This is a genomic window from Aeromicrobium sp. S22 (assembly GCF_009661045.1).
Taxonomy (GTDB): Bacteria; Actinomycetota; Actinomycetes; order Propionibacteriales; family Nocardioidaceae; genus Aeromicrobium; species Aeromicrobium yanjiei.
Map to the genome: position 1 here is coordinate 1,608,186 of NZ_WJWV01000001.1, position 16,190 is coordinate 1,624,375.

General features: G+C 69.4%; 17 protein-coding genes. 12 read left to right on the plus strand and 5 right to left on the minus strand.

Annotated elements, in window-relative coordinates:
* The first annotated feature begins 2 nt into the window (after positions 1 to 2).
* Complete coding sequence (locus GEV27_RS07780) at positions 3 to 1,262, plus strand: histidine-type phosphatase (protein ID WP_153933835.1); 1,260 nt, start codon at positions 3 to 5, stop codon at positions 1,260 to 1,262.
* 120 nt (positions 1,263 to 1,382) lie between these two features.
* Here GEV27_RS07780 and GEV27_RS07785 read toward each other — a convergent pair whose 3' ends face one another.
* The gene (locus GEV27_RS07785; protein WP_153933836.1) at positions 1,383 to 3,974 is read right to left on the minus strand and encodes a DEAD/DEAH box helicase; all 2,592 of its coding nucleotides are present in this window, start codon (positions 3,972 to 3,974) and stop codon (positions 1,383 to 1,385) included.
* 98 nt (positions 3,975 to 4,072) lie between these two features.
* Between GEV27_RS07785 and GEV27_RS07790 the strand changes: the two genes are divergently transcribed.
* From GEV27_RS07790 to GEV27_RS07815, 6 genes are all read left to right on the plus strand, one after another.
* Entirely contained in the window at positions 4,073 to 4,342 is a 270-nt protein-coding gene (locus tag GEV27_RS07790; RefSeq protein ID WP_309222100.1) for a DUF3253 domain-containing protein, read from the plus strand.
* Positions 4,339 to 5,493: a serine hydrolase gene (locus GEV27_RS07795; protein WP_153933837.1), complete on the plus strand. Its 1,155-nt coding sequence runs from the start codon at positions 4,339 to 4,341 to the stop codon at positions 5,491 to 5,493. The genes GEV27_RS07790 and GEV27_RS07795 overlap by 4 nt, the downstream gene beginning before the upstream one ends.
* A gap of 28 nt (positions 5,494 to 5,521) precedes the next feature.
* Positions 5,522 to 5,974, plus strand: coding sequence for a hypothetical protein (locus GEV27_RS07800; RefSeq protein ID WP_153910703.1), 453 nt, complete (start codon positions 5,522 to 5,524; stop codon positions 5,972 to 5,974).
* A gap of 29 nt (positions 5,975 to 6,003) precedes the next feature.
* On the plus strand, positions 6,004 to 6,822 hold the full coding sequence (locus GEV27_RS07805) for a dioxygenase (RefSeq protein WP_153910704.1): 819 nt from the start codon (positions 6,004 to 6,006) through the stop codon (positions 6,820 to 6,822).
* Positions 6,823 to 6,937: 115 nt separating this feature from the next.
* Entirely contained in the window at positions 6,938 to 7,693 is a 756-nt protein-coding gene (locus GEV27_RS07810) for an HNH endonuclease family protein (RefSeq protein ID WP_153934028.1), read from the plus strand.
* Positions 7,694 to 7,697: 4 nt separating this feature from the next.
* Entirely contained in the window at positions 7,698 to 8,378 is a 681-nt protein-coding gene (locus GEV27_RS07815; protein WP_309222101.1) for a murein transglycosylase, read from the plus strand.
* Between the two features lie 12 nt (positions 8,379 to 8,390).
* Here GEV27_RS07815 and GEV27_RS07820 read toward each other — a convergent pair whose 3' ends face one another.
* A complete protein-coding gene (locus GEV27_RS07820; RefSeq protein WP_153653067.1) occupies positions 8,391 to 8,711 on the minus strand; it encodes a putative quinol monooxygenase in 321 nt (106 codons plus the stop codon).
* A gap of 11 nt (positions 8,712 to 8,722) precedes the next feature.
* Positions 8,723 to 9,100, minus strand: coding sequence for a thioredoxin (gene trxA, locus GEV27_RS07825; protein WP_153653066.1), 378 nt, complete (start codon positions 9,098 to 9,100; stop codon positions 8,723 to 8,725).
* A gap of 183 nt (positions 9,101 to 9,283) precedes the next feature.
* Here trxA and GEV27_RS07830 point away from each other — a divergent pair, with 183 nt between their 5' ends.
* The 4 genes from GEV27_RS07830 to GEV27_RS07845 all read left to right on the plus strand — a co-directional run bounded on the left by GEV27_RS07830 (position 9,284) and on the right by GEV27_RS07845 (position 12,456).
* Entirely contained in the window at positions 9,284 to 10,747 is a 1,464-nt protein-coding gene (locus tag GEV27_RS07830) for a DUF6884 domain-containing protein (protein WP_153933838.1), read from the plus strand.
* A gap of 52 nt (positions 10,748 to 10,799) precedes the next feature.
* The gene (locus GEV27_RS07835; protein ID WP_153933839.1) at positions 10,800 to 11,912 is read left to right on the plus strand and encodes a sorbosone dehydrogenase family protein; all 1,113 of its coding nucleotides are present in this window, start codon (positions 10,800 to 10,802) and stop codon (positions 11,910 to 11,912) included.
* Between the two features lie 156 nt (positions 11,913 to 12,068).
* A complete protein-coding gene (locus GEV27_RS07840; protein WP_153910710.1) occupies positions 12,069 to 12,215 on the plus strand; it encodes a hypothetical protein in 147 nt (48 codons plus the stop codon).
* Between the two features lie 64 nt (positions 12,216 to 12,279).
* The gene (locus tag GEV27_RS07845) at positions 12,280 to 12,456 is read left to right on the plus strand and encodes a hypothetical protein (protein WP_153653063.1); all 177 of its coding nucleotides are present in this window, start codon (positions 12,280 to 12,282) and stop codon (positions 12,454 to 12,456) included.
* A gap of 75 nt (positions 12,457 to 12,531) precedes the next feature.
* Here GEV27_RS07845 and GEV27_RS07850 read toward each other — a convergent pair whose 3' ends face one another.
* Both GEV27_RS07850 and GEV27_RS07855 read right to left on the minus strand, forming a co-directional pair.
* Positions 12,532 to 12,735, minus strand: coding sequence for a cold-shock protein (locus tag GEV27_RS07850; protein ID WP_153653062.1), 204 nt, complete (start codon positions 12,733 to 12,735; stop codon positions 12,532 to 12,534).
* A 223-nt stretch (positions 12,736 to 12,958) separates the two neighbouring features.
* The gene (locus GEV27_RS07855) at positions 12,959 to 13,423 is read right to left on the minus strand and encodes a CAP domain-containing protein (RefSeq protein ID WP_153653061.1); all 465 of its coding nucleotides are present in this window, start codon (positions 13,421 to 13,423) and stop codon (positions 12,959 to 12,961) included.
* Positions 13,424 to 13,725: 302 nt separating this feature from the next.
* On the opposite strand from GEV27_RS07855, the gene GEV27_RS07860 reads away from it, so the two are divergent.
* A complete protein-coding gene (locus GEV27_RS07860; RefSeq protein WP_309222102.1) occupies positions 13,726 to 16,035 on the plus strand; it encodes an immune inhibitor A domain-containing protein in 2,310 nt (769 codons plus the stop codon).
* Positions 16,036 to 16,190 lie beyond the last annotated feature (155 nt).

Sequence of the window (16,190 nt, forward strand, 5' to 3'; positions counted from 1 at the left end):
CGATGCGATCTTGGCGTCTGCTCGTTCTGCTCACCGGTCTTGCGGTGGCGCTGCCGGCGACGTCCGTGGCCGCCGACGTCAGCAACGCCCGCTACTACTCGAACCAGACGACGTACGGCAACCCCGCGAGCGCGAAGACCGTTGCCCCGCCGAGCGGGTACGAGATGTTCTTCCTCGAGACCGTCGCCCGCCACGGCTCACGCGCGATGACGAACCCCAACGCCGAGAAGCGGGCGCTGTCCGTGTGGTCCACGGCGTCGCGGCGGGGCCAGCTGACCACGCGCGGCAAGCGGTTCGACAACGACCTGAGGGCGTTCGGCAAGGCCGAGAAGAAGCTCGGCTACGGGCGGCTCAGCACCATTGGCAAGGACGAGTGGCGAGGCATCGGGCGACGGACCGCCGCCTCGTACGGTGACTTCTTCGCCGGCGTCGTCAAGACCGGTGACAAGGTCGCGATGACGAACTCGCCGATCTACCGCACCCGGCAGAGTGCGCACTACATGAAGACCAGCCTGCGCAAGGCGTTCCCACAGCTCGGTTACGCCAAGCAGGTCACCGACCCGTCGCTGCTGATCGAGGACGGCTCGTCCAAGAAGGGCAAGGCCGCGATCGCCGCGGTCGAGCGTCGCTCCAGCGTGCGCGCGGCGGCCAGGAAGGTGCTGCTGCGGATCTACCGACCCGCGTACGTCGCCACGATCAAGGATCCGGTGGACGCTGCCCTGGACGTCTACCTCCTGTACTGCATCGGTGCCGGCATGAGCCAGGACACCACGGTGAGCTTCGCCGACTACGTCCCGCTGTCGGCGGCCAAGAAGCTCGCGGAGGTCAAGGACGCGCAGAACTTCTACCGGTACGGTCCCGGCGTCGCGGGGGAGCGCAGCTCGTTCAAGCAGGCCGATCCGGTCGTGGACGACTTCTTCGCGCGGCTCGACCAGCGCGCCAAGGGCGGCCGGACCGCCGCGGTGTTCCGTCACTCGCACGGAGAGGTGACGATGCCGGTCGCGGCGCAGATGCGGCTGCCGCGGAGCCAGACGCAGGCGAGGTCCGCATTCTCGTACGGCAACAATCCGTGGCGCGGCTACGTCGTGGGGCGCATGGCCGGCAACATCGAGTGGGCGGCCTACAAGAACTCCTCGGGGTCGGTCCTGGTGACCATCCGTCACAACGAGCAGCCTGTGAAGCTCGCCGGCCCGTGCCGGCCCTCCGAGATCGGAAACGGCTACTTCTACCGGGTCTCCCAGCTCAAGAAGTGCTTCCGCTGACCCACCACCCCGCGCAGACCGAGATTTGGCGACTTGAGCCCGCCACATCGCGCGTCCGGCGACATTTGGCGGGCTGAAGCCGCCAAATCTCGGTCCCGGGGCGCGGTGCGGGGTGCGGGGCTAGCGCTTGAGGCGGACGAGGTCGGCCAGGGCGGCGTCGGAGAGCTCGGTGAGGGCGCCCTCGCCGCCGTTGACCACGGCGTCGGCGAGCGAGCGCTTGGAGCGGATCAGCTCGGCGATCGACTCCTCGATCGTGCCCTCGCTGATGAGGCGGTGGACCTGGACGTTCTTGGTCTGCCCGATGCGGTGCGCGCGGTCGGTCGCCTGGTCCTCGACGGCGGGGTTCCACCACCGGTCGTAGTGGATCACGTGGTCGGCCCGGGTGAGGTTGAGGCCCACACCGGCCGCCTTCAGCGACAGGACGAACACGGGCACCTGGCCGCCCTGGAACTCGTGCACCATCTTCTCGCGTCCGCGAACCGTGGTGCCGCCGTGCAGGAACTGGTTGGCGATCTTCTTCTCGTCGAGGTGGCGGGTCAGCAGGCGTCCCATCTGGGCGTACTGCGTGAACACGAGCGTCGCGCCCTCCTCGGACACGATCTCCTCGATCAGCTCGTCGAAGACGCCGAGCTTGCCCGAGCGTCCGGTGAGCCGCGACTCCGGCTCACGGAGGAACTGCGCGGGGTGGTTGCAGATCTGCTTGAGCTGGGTCAGCAGCTTGACCACGAGGCCACGACGCTGGATGCCCTGCGCCTGCTCGATCTGGGCCATGGTGCTGCGCACGACCGCCTCGTAGAGGCCGACCTGCTCGCGGGTGAGGTTGATGCGGTGATCGGTCTCGATCTTCGGCGGCAGCTCGGGCGCGATGCCCGGATCGGACTTGCGCCGCCGCAGCACGAACGGCCGGATGAGCTGCGACAGGCCGGTGGCCCGCTCGGTGTCGCGCCGCGACTCGATCGCGCGCGACCAGGTGCGGCGGAACTGCTCGTACGTCCCGAGGAGCCCCGGCGTGGTCCAGTCCAGGATCGCCCACAGCTCGGAGAGGTTGTTCTCGACCGGGGTGCCGGTGAGCGCGAGACGCGCCACCGCGGGGATGTCCCGGATCGCGCGGGCGGTACGCGCGTGGGGGTTCTTGATGTTCTGCGCCTCGTCGGCCACGACGAGTCCCCAGCCCGGCTCGTGCTCGGCGAGGAGGTCGGCGTCCGCGCGCATCGTGGCGTACGTCGTGACGAGGAAGCCGTCCTTGACGTCCTGGAGCGTGCGTCGTGCACCGTGGTAGCGGTGGACCGGGACGCCGGGGGCGAAGCGCTGGATCTCGCGCTCCCAGTTGCCGAGCACCGAGGCGGGACAGATCACCAGGGTCGGGGCGGTCGTCTCGACGGCGCGCTGCAGGTGCAGCGCGATCAGCATGACGGTCTTGCCGAGACCCATGTCGTCGGCGAGGATGCCGCCGAGGCCGAGATCCACCAGCTGCGTCATCCACTGCAGGCCCTGCAGCTGGTAGTCGCGCAGGTGCCCCTCGAGATCGTTCGGCTGACGACCCGGCTGGATGTCGCGGTCCTGCACCGCGAGGCGCCGGCGCACGTCCTCGAGCCAGCCGACCGTGTCGACCTCGGTGCGGCGGCCGTCGATCTCCAGCTCGCCGGTGACGGCCGCGCGCAGCGCCTCGAGCGCGGAGATGTCGTGGGTGCGCTGCTCGAGCACCTTGTTGAGCTGTGACTTGTCCACGAAGACCCAGCGGTCGCGCAGCCGGAGCAGCCCGCTCTGCGACTGCGCGAGCTGATCGAGCTCGGCGGCCGACAGCACGTCGCTGCCGAGCGCCACCTGCCAGTCGAACGAGAACAGCTGCCCCTGGGTGAACGCCGAGGGCCGGTCGGAGCCGGGCGTCTCGCGGCGTTGTACGACGGCGGACGTCGTGAGCTCCCGCACGAGCTCGGGCGGCCAGCGCACCTCGATGCGGTTGGCCATCAGCGTCGGTGCGAGGGTGCGGTCACCGAGGCGCGCGAGATCGTCGGGACTGACGGTGACGGCGCCGCGCGCGTGCGGATCGCGCAGGGTCGCGGCGGACGCCCACCAGGGCTCGAGCCGGCGCAGCATCGCCGCGGTCGGCTCCTTGGCGTCCTGGGCCATGGGGTGCGAGGAGCCGCCGAACAGGTCACCCGCGTCGAAGGCCGCGAACGATCCCGACCGGGGATGCACGCGCAGTCGTACGACCGCGGCCTGGCTCGGCGTGGGCTCCTCCAGGAACGAGACGATGAGCGTCCACGAGAAGGTCGTCTCGCGCGTGCGCTGGGGCGCGGCGTGCGGTGAGACGTACGGCTGACGCTGTTGCGGGGTCGACGCCGCGGCGGGCGCGTCCACCGCGAGAGCCTTGAGGAAGGCGTTGATCGAGGCCTGGCCCGCGCCCGCATTGGGACCGATCGCGGCGCCGGCGTTCTGCAGCTGGTTGATCTCCGTGGCGTCGGGGGAGCCCAGTGCACCGCGCGCCATGATGCGCAGCGCGAGGATCGCGGGGGTCGCCCAGGCGCGGACGGACTTGTCCGCGGACATGACCCGGATGCCCTGGCTGAGCGGGCCGACGGCCTCGTTCGCGGTGGCCGTCTGGTCGCCGTCGGGGGTGTGGAAGACGAACCGCGAGTCGGCCGGGTCCTCGCTCGCGACGAACTCGACCGGATAGCGCAGCAGGAGGCGCAGATCCATGGCAGAGGGCATCCCTCCATTGTCGCCCACGCGTCCAAGTTGCGGGTGAGGCGGTGCCGTTAGGAACGTCACCATTTGTGGACGTGCGGCGTGCACGGGAGGCTGGGTGCGTGCCTCCCACCGACCACGAGCTCGAGCAGCGCATCCTCGCGCTGCTCGCGTCCCGCGCGCCGACCGCCACGATCTGCCCGTCGGACGTCGCCCGCGACCTCGCCCCGGAGGACTGGCGCCCGTTGATGGACGCCGTACGAGACGCGGCCGGACGCCTCGTCGACCGCGGGCAGGTCGTCATCACCCAGAAGGGTGAGGCGGTCGACCTCGCCACGGCGCGAGGACCGATCCGGATCCGGCGCTCCGGCCCCGACGCGGACGGCCGGTGACGGCCCGCGCAGCCGCGGCCGTCGCGACGCTGGCGCTGCTCGCGGCGTGCTCGGGTGGGAGCGCGCCGGCAGCCGAGGAGCGGACGAGACCCGCCCCGGCCGCCTCCTCGTCGACCCCCACGCCTGCACCTGCGCCGACGCCGACCGTGACCTACCCCGGCAAGGAGTGGGCGCGGTCCGAGCAGGGGAGCTGGCAGGCGCTGGACGCCGATCTCGCGGCGAACGGGTCGACGTGCGTCGCGGTCGTCAAGGACGGCCGCCTGGTCCACGACGCGTACTGGAACGGGGGCGCACCCGCGGCGCAGCACAAGGTCTACTCGATCGCGAAGTCGCTGACGGCGATGCTCGTCGGCACGTACGTCGGCGACGGCGCGGTTGACCTCGACGAGTCGGCGTCCCGGCAGGTCGAGCAGTGGCGGGGGAGCCCGGCGGAGGCGATCACCGTGCGTGACCTGCTCGCGATGACGTCCGGCCGGCACTGGGACGACGCCACCGACACCCGGATGATCCGCAGCGAGGCCGACACGACGGCGTTCGCAGTGGGGGTCGGGCAGGACCGCGAGCCGGGCGAGGCGTGGGTCTACGACAACACCGCGGTCCAGACCCTCGAGTCGGTGCTGGACGGACTGGACGACTCCAGCGACGTCGCGGCGAACGCCGACGAGCGGCTGCTGGACCCGCTCGGCATGCGCGACACGACGTGGGGACGCGACCCGGCCGGCAACGCGTTGACGTTCTCGGGCATGACGTCGACCTGCCTCGACCTCGCCCGGATCGGCCACCTCATGCTCAACGACGGCGTGTGGAAGGGCCGGCGCCTGCTCCCGGCCGAGTTCGTCCAGGAGGCGACGAGTCCCTCGTCAGGGCTCAACGCGGCGTACGGCCTGCTGTGGTGGGTCAACGCCCAGGGACGGGTCGTCGAGGTGCATCGGCAGGCAGGATTCCCTGCGGACATCGCGCCGTACGAGGGGCGGCTCGCGCCGCACGTGCCGGCCGACGCGTTCTGGGCGTTCGGCTACGGCAACCAGTACGTGGCCGTCGTGCCGAGCGAGGGGGTCGTCGCCGTACGTCTCGGCGCCCGGCCCGTGACACCCGACCGGGTGACGTTCGACGGGTTCACCGCTGCGGTGCTGGCGGCGCTCGAGCAGTAGTGTCCGACCCCGCTGGTTGAGTGCAGGCATGTACTTCGAGGAGCCCGGCTGGCCGCTGATCGACGACTTCTTCCTGCGCCTGGCCGAGGGCCGCAAGGCCGAGACCGTGCGTCGCTACGCGCGCGTGCGGCTGCGGCTGTACGACTTCCTCGACGTCGACGACATGACGCAGTGGCTGGACCCCGACGACGCGACCCTCCTGGCAGCGGAGCGCGAGTTCGTCCGTGACGGGGCGCTGTGGACCGTGCTCGGTCTCGACGGCGTGCTGCGCTGCCTGCCGGGCTTCCTCACCGACGACCGACTGCCCACCTCTGCGGCTGAGGCGCGCATGCAGGTCAGCGTCATCAGCCGGTTCGTGACCGACCTGCGCAACCGGCACCTGGTGCCCCACGAGCACCGGCAGTCCCTGCTGCTCGCCCGCCGGGCGGTGATGCGGGCTCGCACGCATCTCGACGACGAGCGCCGGCGGGCGATGATATAGTTGAAGGGTCAACTATTGAAGGATGCGTCATGGCCACGTACTCGATCGCCGATCTCGACAACCGCCTGAGCCCCAGCGCGCTCATGCCGGTGCTGTTCGTGGGCCACGGCAACCCCATGCACGCGATCTCGGACAACAGCTACACCCGCACGTGGACCCGCATGGGCCAAGAGCTCCCTGCGGCCCAGGCGATCGTCGTGGTGAGCGCGCACTGGTTGACTCCGGGGAGCACCCACATCACGGACGCCCCGAGGAATCCGATCATCTACGACTTCGGCGGCTTCCCCGACGAGCTGTCCCGCGTGCAGTACGACTCGGTGGGCGACACCGACGTCGCCCGACTGCTGGCCCGACAGCTCGTCGACTACGAGGCCGAGCTCGACAAGCAGTGGGGTCTTGACCACGGCACGTGGAGCATCCTGAAGTTCCTCGCCCCGCGGCCCGAGGTGCCGGTCCTGCAGATCAGCATCGACTACTCGATGCCCCTGCCGCAGCTCTACGAGCTCTACGGCCGCCTGCGGGCCATGCGCCGGCGCGGCGTCCTGTTCATCGGCAGCGGCAACATCGTGCACGCGCTCGGCCGGGCCCGCTGGGACGGCGGGGCGGCCTGGGACTGGGCCGAGCAGTTCGACGCCGACACGGCAGAGGCGTTGCGTGAGCGCCAGGTCGGCAAGCTCCTGGACCCCTACGGCACCTGGGCCGAGGCTCGCCTCGCGGTGCCCACCGACGACCACTACCGCCCCCTGGTCGCGGCGCTCAGCCTGCTCGAGGACGGTGAGGACATCTCGTTCTTCAACAGCTCGATCGACATGGGCTCGATCAGCATGCGGTCGTTCGTGACCGTCTGACGGGCGCAGGCCGGCCACGCGCGGGCCGCCGGACCGCTCGTGTGAGACTTCTGCCCGGTGTCGAGTCGGGCAAGAGGGGTCATCTGTGGGATCTGCACGTCGAGGCGGCCCCGTCATGGCCCTGGTGGCGGTCGTGGCGCTCGTGCTCATCGGCACGTCCTACGGACGTGACACCGAGGCGCCGGCGCCTTCTGCCACCACACCGTCCGTCGCGGAGCCGCCGGTGGCCCGAGGCAAGGCCGCGAGCGCCCTGGAGGAGCTCACGGTGAAGGGCCGGGCGCCGCGGACCGGATACTCCCGCGAGCAGTTCGGCCGGGCCTGGCGAGATCTCGACCGCAACGGGTGCGACCAGCGCAACGACGTGCTGCGCCGCGACCTGCGTGACATCACGCTGAAGGCCGGCACGCGTGGGTGCCTCGTGCTCACGGGCACCCTCACGTCTCCCTATTCCGGGGAGGTCGTCGACTTCGTCCGCGGCACCACGACGTCGCGCGCGGTGCAGATCGACCACGTCGTGGCCTTGTCCGACGCCTGGCAGAAGGGTGCCCAGCAGTGGACGCCGGAGAAGCGCGAGCAGTTCGCCAACGACGTCCTCGAGCTCCGCGCGACCGACATGCACACGAATGCGTCCAAGGGCAGCGGGGACGCCGCCACGTGGTTGCCGCCGCGCGCTGCGTTCCGGTGCGGCTACGTGGCCCGGCAGATCGCGGTCAAGCAGGCCTACGGCCTCTGGGTCACCGCTGCCGAGCGCGACGCGATGCGGCGTGTGCTCGGCCGCTGTCCCGACCAGGGGTTGCCGCGCCGGTACGCCGTGCCGCTCGGCGGCGGTCCCGAGATCGAGGCAGCAGGCTTGGCCGGGCCCGGACACTGAAGGGGTGAGACGCTCAACCCCACTGATCGTGCTGGTCGCGGCGCTGGCCGTCGCGCTGGCCCTGATCATCGTGACCAGGCCCGACAGCGAGCCGAGGGCGGATCTGCCGGTGGTCGATCGGCCGACGCCCGCAGCCACCCCGGACAGCCTGAACCGGACGGCACGTGAGGCCGGCATCCCGCGTCGGGCCTTGACGGCGTACGTCAAGGCCGCGGAGTCGCTCAAGAGCTCGCATCCGCGTTGTGGTCTCGCGTGGAACACGCTGGCCGGCATCGGCGCCTCCGAGAGCAGCCACGGCGCCTTCGGCGGTGCCCGCCTGGACCGGAGCGGCGTGGCATCTCCCCGCATCCTCGGGGTGCCGCTCGACGGGACCGGCGGCAACCGTGCGATCCGCGACACCGACGGGGGCGCGCTCGACGGCGACACGACCTGGGACCGGGCGGTCGGGCCGATGCAGTTCATCCCTACGACGTGGCAGCGGTGGGGCACCTCCGCCAGCGGGGGCGAGCCTGATCCTCACGACATCGACGACGCCGCGCTGAGTGCCGGTCGCTACCTGTGCCACGCGGGCCGCGACCTCAGCACCTCCACGGGCTGGTCGCGAGCCGTGCTGACGTACAACCGGAGCACGGCGTACGCCGAGAAGATCGCGAGGACCGCCTCGGCGTACGCCGATGTCGTCTGATCTGCCGGCCACCTAGGCGACGGTCAGCTCACCCATCTCGTTCCAGCCGTCCTGGTCGACGGTCTGGCTGACGATGCGGGGCGTCTCGGCGAGCGCCTGGGGCATCGTCTGCATGGCCTCCTGGAAGTGCGCGCTCGTCACGTGCGCCTCCGCGGCGTCGTCGTCGAATGCCTCGACGAGCACGAACTCGTGGGGGTCGTCGACGCTGCGCGACCAGTCGAACCACCGGTTGCCGGGCTCCGCGCGGGTCGCCTCGGTGAAGGGGCGCACGAGCTCCAGCCACCGATCGGTCCACTCAGGCTTGGTGCGGAACTTGACGACGATGAAGATCATCTCGCCGCGCCTCAGGCCTGCGTCTCGGCGGCCTCGGCCTCGGCCACGCGGCGACGTACGTCGTCCATGTCGAGATCGCGGACGGCCTGGATGACCTGCTCGAGGCCGGCGGCCGGGAGCGCGCCGGGCTGGGAGAACACGAGGACTCCGTCGCGGAACGCCATCAGGGTCGGGATCGAGGTGATCTGCGCGGCGGCGGCCAGCTCCTGCTGGTCCTCGGTGTCGATCTTGCCGAACGTGACGTCCGGGTGCGTCTCGCTCGCGGCCTCGAAGACGGGGGCGAACTGGCGGCACGGGCCGCACCAGGATGCCCACCAGTCGACCAGTGTGATGCCCTCGGCGCCGAGCGCCTCGTCGATGGTGTCCTTGGTCAGGGTGACGGTGCTCATGATTGCCTCTCGCTGGAAAACTCCGTACATCGTGCACAACGGCCAGTGGGGTGCCCGCATTCCCCGCGCGCAACCGCGGCCGGTCGAACTTGTCGTGCAGATCGCGTCATGACGGCGCGCGTGACTGCTCTTCACACGTGGACGACGCACTGCGTCAGGCCGTGGGGCCAAGGGAGCGTCATCGTGGACGGGAGCTGGGTCGTGAAGTACGACAGGCCTGTGTGGCAGATCATGCACCGGTGTGCCGACGCGATGCCGCCGGTGTTCCGCTACGAGGACGTCCGCAGCTGGTTCACCACCAACTACCCCGAGGTCAACGAGGCGACGATCCGGGCCCATCTCATCGGGCTGACCGACGGGGGACGCGCCAAGCACGTGCAGTTCGCCCAGCGCTCGCCCGTCTTCCGCCGGGTGGCCCGCGGCGAGTACGCACCCATCCCCGTCGACGAACGGGGGGAGGACCCCGGCCCCCCACCCGTCTCGACCAGCAAGATCAAGATGTCGGGCAACGGTGCCCACCTGCACGCGCCCTCGGCTGCCCGCCGGCAGCCCCCTGTGGCCACGGGCGACAGCGCGCCCGTCCCGCCCGAGGCCGCCGGCGACGACAGCGACGACGAGGACCCGGAGGTCCCGGAGGAGTCCAGCGACGCCGAGACACCCGCCATCCCCGACGTGATCCTGCTCGGCAGCGTGGGGGAGCGGGTCAACGTCCCGGCACCGGCCAAGGAGGTCTACCGCGACATGTCCTTCCAGCTCGGCCGGATCGACGCCGAGCAGTGGGGTCGCGAGTGGTTCGTGCTGTCCGCCGAGCACGGTCTCGTGGCGCCGAACGAGTGGATATCGCCGGACTCGCGCACCCTGGCCGACCTGGATCCGGACTACCGGGTCGTGTGGGCCAGCTGGGTGGTCACCCGGCTCGAGTCGCTCGTGGGCTGTCTCGAGGGCGTCCACGTCCGGCTGGACGCGCCCAACGCCTTCGCAGGACCACTCTTCGCAGGTCTGCAGGAGGCCGGGGCCGTCGTGTCGTCGGGAGACGTGATCCCCTCGATCACGCACAGTGCGCCCCCGGCACCCGCGCAGGAGCCGGAGGAGCCCGATCTCGCCCCGGTCGTCCAGATCGGCTCGGCGTCCTCGATCGCCCACGCCCTGGCCGATCCCCACCGCGCGATGCCCGCCTCGGACCTCTCCGGACTGCCGCAGAGCAGGGGCTTGTACGCCTGGTTCGTCGATCCGGCCGGCGCCCGCGAGCTCAACCGGTGCCTGCGCCTGCCCGTGCGAGCGGGCCTGATCTTCGTCGGTCAGGTCGGTGGATCCAGCTGGCACTCGCTCGCCGATCCGGTGCTCAACCTGCGCGATCACGTCGAACGCGTCCAGCTGCACGGCCTGGCCCGGTCCTCGACGTTCCGGATGAACCTCGCGACGGTGCTGCGCGCCCACCTGCGGATGACGAGTCTCGACGACGATCGGCTCACCGACTGGATGCTCGAGCACCTGTCGGTGTCGTGCTGGGTGGGCGCCGAGCCCGGTGCGCTCCGCGAGCTCGAGCAGCAGGTCGTCGACGAGCTCGATCCGCCGCTCAACGTGGACCGCTCACCGGCGACCGAGTACCGCACCCGTCTCGGCCAGATGCGCAGCGGCATCGCCTGATCCGCCGCCGACGGTCGCAGCGGGACTTGACCGTGACCGGCATGATCTGTTCATGGAACGTCGCGCACTGCTGACCGGGCTGGCTGCCATCGGTACCGTCTCGCTGCTGGGCTGCAGCCGCGAGCGGGACGAACGCCCGGCACCGGCCCCGTCCGATCCGTCGACGACTCCCGCGCCGACCGCGTCGTCGACTCCTGGTGCCCGCACCCCCCGGATCGCCGGGACCGTCGTCACCGGGCTCAACGTGCCGTGGGGGATCGCATTCCTCTCCGGCGGGGACGCCCTGGTCTCGCAGCGGGACGCCGGCAGCATCGTGCGGGTGAGCGCCGACGGCAGGACCACGACGCTCGGATCGGTCGCCGGCGCGAACGGCGTGCCCGGCGGCGAGGGGGGTCTGCTGGGCATCGCGCTGGCCCCCGGCGACGACAGCACGCTGTTCGCGTACGTGACGACGGCCGCCGACGACCGGGTCGTGCGCATCACGATCGACGGGAGCTCGCTGGGTGAGGTCGAGCCGATCCTCACCGGCATCCCGATCGGCTCGCGGCACCACGGGGGGCGGCTGCTGTTCGGCGACGACGGCACCCTGTTCGTCTCGACCGGCGACTCCGGCAACGGGGAGCTCGCGCAGGACCGCGACTCGCTGGCCGGCAAGGTGCTGCGGATCGACCAGGACGGCCGGGCCGCGAAGGGCAATCCGTTCGGCAACCGGACCTGGTCGTACGGACACCGCAACATCGAGGGGCTCGCCTTTGACCAGGAGGGGCGGCTGTGGGCGGCCGAGTTCGGGGAGAAGAGTGCGGACGAGCTCAACCTGATCGTGAAGGGCGGCAACTACGGCTGGCCGCGGGTCGAGGGCAAGGGCGGCGGCCGTGGGCTGATCGACCCGGTCGTCACGTGGGGCACCGACGAGTGCTCCCCGTCGGGCGTGGCCGTCACGAAGTCGACCGCGTACGTCGGCGCGTTGCAGGGGGAGTGCCTGTTCGAGGTGCCGCTGGACGGTGAGCGGGCCGGCAAGCCGGTCGCCCACTTCGCCGGTGACCACGGACGCATCCGCTCGGTCGCCGTGGCTCCCGACGGTGCGCTGTGGGTCACGACCAGCAACACCGACGGTCGCGGCGACCCCCGCAAGGGCGACGACCGCATCCTGCGCGTCACCGTCTGACCCCACGCTGACGAGTCACGCACGGACGCTGACGAGTCACGCACAGATCGGATCAATTTATTTTTTTCTCAGCGCCGGCCGACCAGTGACGCTAGTGTCTACGCGTCCCACTCGGTGGAGTGCGGCAAAGCGTGTTCACCAAGGGGGTAAATCGTCATGCGCAAGCCAGCCGGTCTCATGGTCGCCACAGGCCTGCTCACGCTGTTCACGATCAGCGTGACCACCACGAACGTCTCGACCATGTCGGGCGACGCGCCCGCAGCAGTCTCCTCGACGGGGGACACGCAACCTACCGCCCGGTAAGGGTCCCCACGGGGCAAACATGAGGATATCCTCATGTCAACGTTGCCAACCGAGGGAGACCGCCATGGACGAGACGTCCTTCGACATCGACTCCGCCCAGCTGGCCGAGGCCTCGCGCCGCTTCCCGGCCCGCCGGCTCGCGCCCACGGAGGCCAGGCCGTCAGGCGACGTCAGCTACCTGGCGTCGAGCCCGGGAACTGACTTCACCCGGCGTGCATGGGACGAGGCCGGGCGCCTGTAGCCCGTTCGCCCCCTCCCGCGAGAACGACACAACCCCCGGAGCAGCGCTCCGGGGGTTGTGTCATGGGTGACTTGATCAGAGCGGGCGGATGTTCGCCGCCTGCAGGCCCTTCTGGCCCTGCTCGACGTCGAACTCGACCTTCTGGTTCTCGTCGAGCGAGCGGTAGCCGCTCGACTGGATGGCCGAGAAGTGCGCGAACACGTCCTCGCTGCCGTCGTCGGGTGCAATGAATCCGAAGCCCTTGTCGGCGTTGAACCACTTCACGGTGCCTGTTGCCATGTCCTGCTCCTCATTGACGAGATACCCCCCGCGCCTCTCGCGAGTGGCGGTCGCGACGTACATCCAACCTTCAAGAAGAACTCGACACCCGAGAGTGAAACTCATTCATTCGTACGGCCAACGTCGTGCAACTGGCCCAGAGCCTAGGGCACCGGAACCGGGTTTGGGGAGAGGAATCGTCCGGGACATCTGATTTGGCGACGAGTCAGCTGCTCGCTGCCGGCTACTTGCGGGTGCCGAAGACCTGGGCGACCCACCAGACCCCGTCGTCGTCCTTCACGGCGCCGACGCCGATGTAGCGCATCTTGGTGGCGAGGATGTTGCGGCGATGACCGGATGACTTCATCCAGGCGTTCACGGTCTTGTTGCCCGATCCGTAGCCGTAGGCGATGTTCTCCGACACCCCGGTGAGCTTGCAGTCGTCGAGGACCTGCTGCAGGCGGCCCTTGCGGTGCTCGAGCTTGCCGTGCTTGGCCATCCACCTGGCCTGGCCCTCGGCCCAGCGGTCCACGCAGGACTGCGCCTTGACCTTGACCCTGTCGTGATCGACGCGGAAGTGGTTCGTGCGGGTGATGACCTGCTTCTCGTACGTCGATGACGAGACGGCCGCGGCGGGGGAGACGGTCGCGAACGTCAGGAGTGCGGTCACGGCGAGCGTACGAACGGTGTACCTGCGGGTGCGGTTCATCCGCCCACCGTAGCGCCCTGGCCGCTCTGGTCAGAAAGAACTAGTTGCAGATGGTTACTTGTGGCTAAAAGTCAAGACTGCCGTTCCCCCTGAAAATTGCCTAAGTTGGCTCACGTTGCATCCAGCCCGCCCCACAAGGGCGGGCTTCACCAGCGGGGGCGCGATCGTGCCGCCGTCATCTCGGAAGTTCTTTTCAAGGGGGAACAGTGAAGCGTGTGACCTCGGGCCTTTTAGGCCTCACACTCGCAGCCTCACTCGGTCTGGCATACGCCTCACCGGGCACGGCGGCACCCGCACCATCGGTGAACGCGAACGACAAGCCGTCGAAGATCGGCAAGGACGACCTGCCCAACCCGCTGGAGTCCAAGCGCCGCGCGCTGCGCGAGGCCGGCATCACCTCGGTCCTGGACGGCGACGCCAAGGCGCAGAACCGCTCCGGCAGCTCCGTCGTCAAGGTCGGCAAGGGCTACAGCCCGGCTGACGCGGCCGCGCTGGCCAACAAGAAGGCATCGTCGAAGCAGCGCAAGGCGATCCAGGGCAAGAAGCAGAAGGATCAGTACGTCGAGCTCAGCCAGGAGCGAGCCGACAAGATCTTCGTGATCCTCACCGAGTTCGGCAACGAGCGTCACCCGGACTTCCCTGACCAGGACACCGATCCGACCGTCGAGGGTCCCACGACGTTCGACGGCCCCCTGCACAACAAGATCCCCGCTCCGGACCGGACCAAGGACAACTCGACGGTCTGGCAGAGCAACTACAACCGCAAGCACTACCAGGACCTCTACTTCGGCACCGGCAAGGGCGTCGAGTCGGTCAAGACCTACTACGAGACGCAGTCGTCGGGCCGCTACACGGTCGACGGCCAGGTCCAGGACTGGGTCAAGGTGCCCTACAACGAGGCGCGCTACGGCCGCGACGAGTCCTACAAGACGGTCTGGAACCTGATCCAGGACTCGCTCACCGCGTGGGTCGCCGATCAGAAGGCCGCCGGCAAGACCGACGCCCAGATCAAGAAGACGATTGCCTCGTACGACAAGTACGACCGTTACGACTTCGACGGCGACGGCGACTTCAACGAGCCCGACGGCTACATCGATCACTTCCAGATCGTCCACGCCGGCGGCGACGAGGCGGACGGTGACCCGCAGCAGGGTGAGGACGCCATCTGGTCGCACCGTTGGTACGCGTTCGGCACCGACGCCGGTCTCACCGGCCCGGCCCAGAACCGTCTTGGCGGCACCCAGGTCGGCAACACCGGCATCTGGGTGGGTGACTACACGGCCCAGCCCGAGAACGGCGGCCTGTCGGTCTTCGCTCACGAGTTCGGTCACGACCTCGGTCTGCCGGACGACTACGACACCTCCGGCCGCGGCGACAACAACAACGAGTACTGGACCCTGATGGCCCAGTCCCGGCTCAACGCCAAGGGCGAGGCCCTCGGCACCCGTGCCGGTGACCTCGGAGCGTGGAACAAGCTGCAGCTCGGTTGGCTCGACTACGAGGTCGTCGCCGACAAGCAGAAGAAGACGCTGAACCTCGGCCCGCAGGAGTACAACTCCAAGAAGGCGCAGGCCGCGGTGGTCGTCCTGCCGCAGAAGGACGTCTTCGTCGACAACGGCGCCCCGGCGTCGGGCACCAAGCAGTTCTTCTCCGGCTCCGGGGACGATCTGGCCAACTCGATGACGACCGACGTCGACCTCACCGGCAAGACCGGCGCGGCGATGACGGCCAAGGTGCGGTACTCGATCGAGAAGGGCTACGACTACGCGTACGTGCAGGCGTCGACCGACGCCGGCAAGACGTGGAAGGCGTTGGCCGGCACGATCAACGGCAAGGCCATCCCGGGTGATCCGTCCGGCTCGCCGGCGATCGACGGCGAGCAGGCCACCTGGGCGGACCTCAACGTCCCGCTCGGCGCCTACGACGGCCAGAAGATCAAGCTGCGTCTGTACTACAAGACCGATGGTGGCGTCGCCGAGGCCGGACTGTTCGTCGACGACATCGCTGTCACGGCCGGCGGCCAGTCGCTGCTGACCGATGGCGCCGAGACCGGCGGAACCGCCTGGACGTTCGACGGCTTCTCGATCGTCGGAGCCACGACGACCTTGAAGGCGGACAACTACTACATCGCCGGGCACCGGTCGTACGTCTCGTACGACAAGTACCTGAAGACGGGGCCGTACAACTTCGGCTACGCCAACACCAAGCCCGACTTCGTCGAGCACTACAAGTACGGTCACGGCCTGCTCGTGTCGTACTGGGACACGTCCCAGTCGGACAACAACACCAACGTGCACCCGGGCACGGGCCGCAACCTCATCATCGACGCCAACCCCGAGCCGATCACGAACATCGTGACTGGCGCCCCGTGGCGAGCGCGCATCCAGATGTACGACGCGCCGTTCTCGCTGCACAAGGCTGACTCGATGACGCTGCACACCAATGGCAAGCCCAGCTACATCCGTGGCCAGGCCGCCAAGCCGCTGTTCGACGACACCAAGAAGTATTGGTACGCCGAGCTGCCCAACCACGGGGTGAAGCTGCCCGCGGCCGGTGTGAAGATGCGTGTCCTGGAGGAGAAGGGCACCAGCATGAAGGTCAAGTTCAACTAGACCTTCCCCAAGGACGGGGGGACGCTCATCGGGGGGTGGGCGTCCCTCCTCACGTTCGCACCCCCCTCACGATGGGGGCACGCATCAGACGATGCGTGCCCCCTTTCGTGTTTCCGACGGTGGCCCGTGGCGAGAACGGCGATGCTGACGAGCAC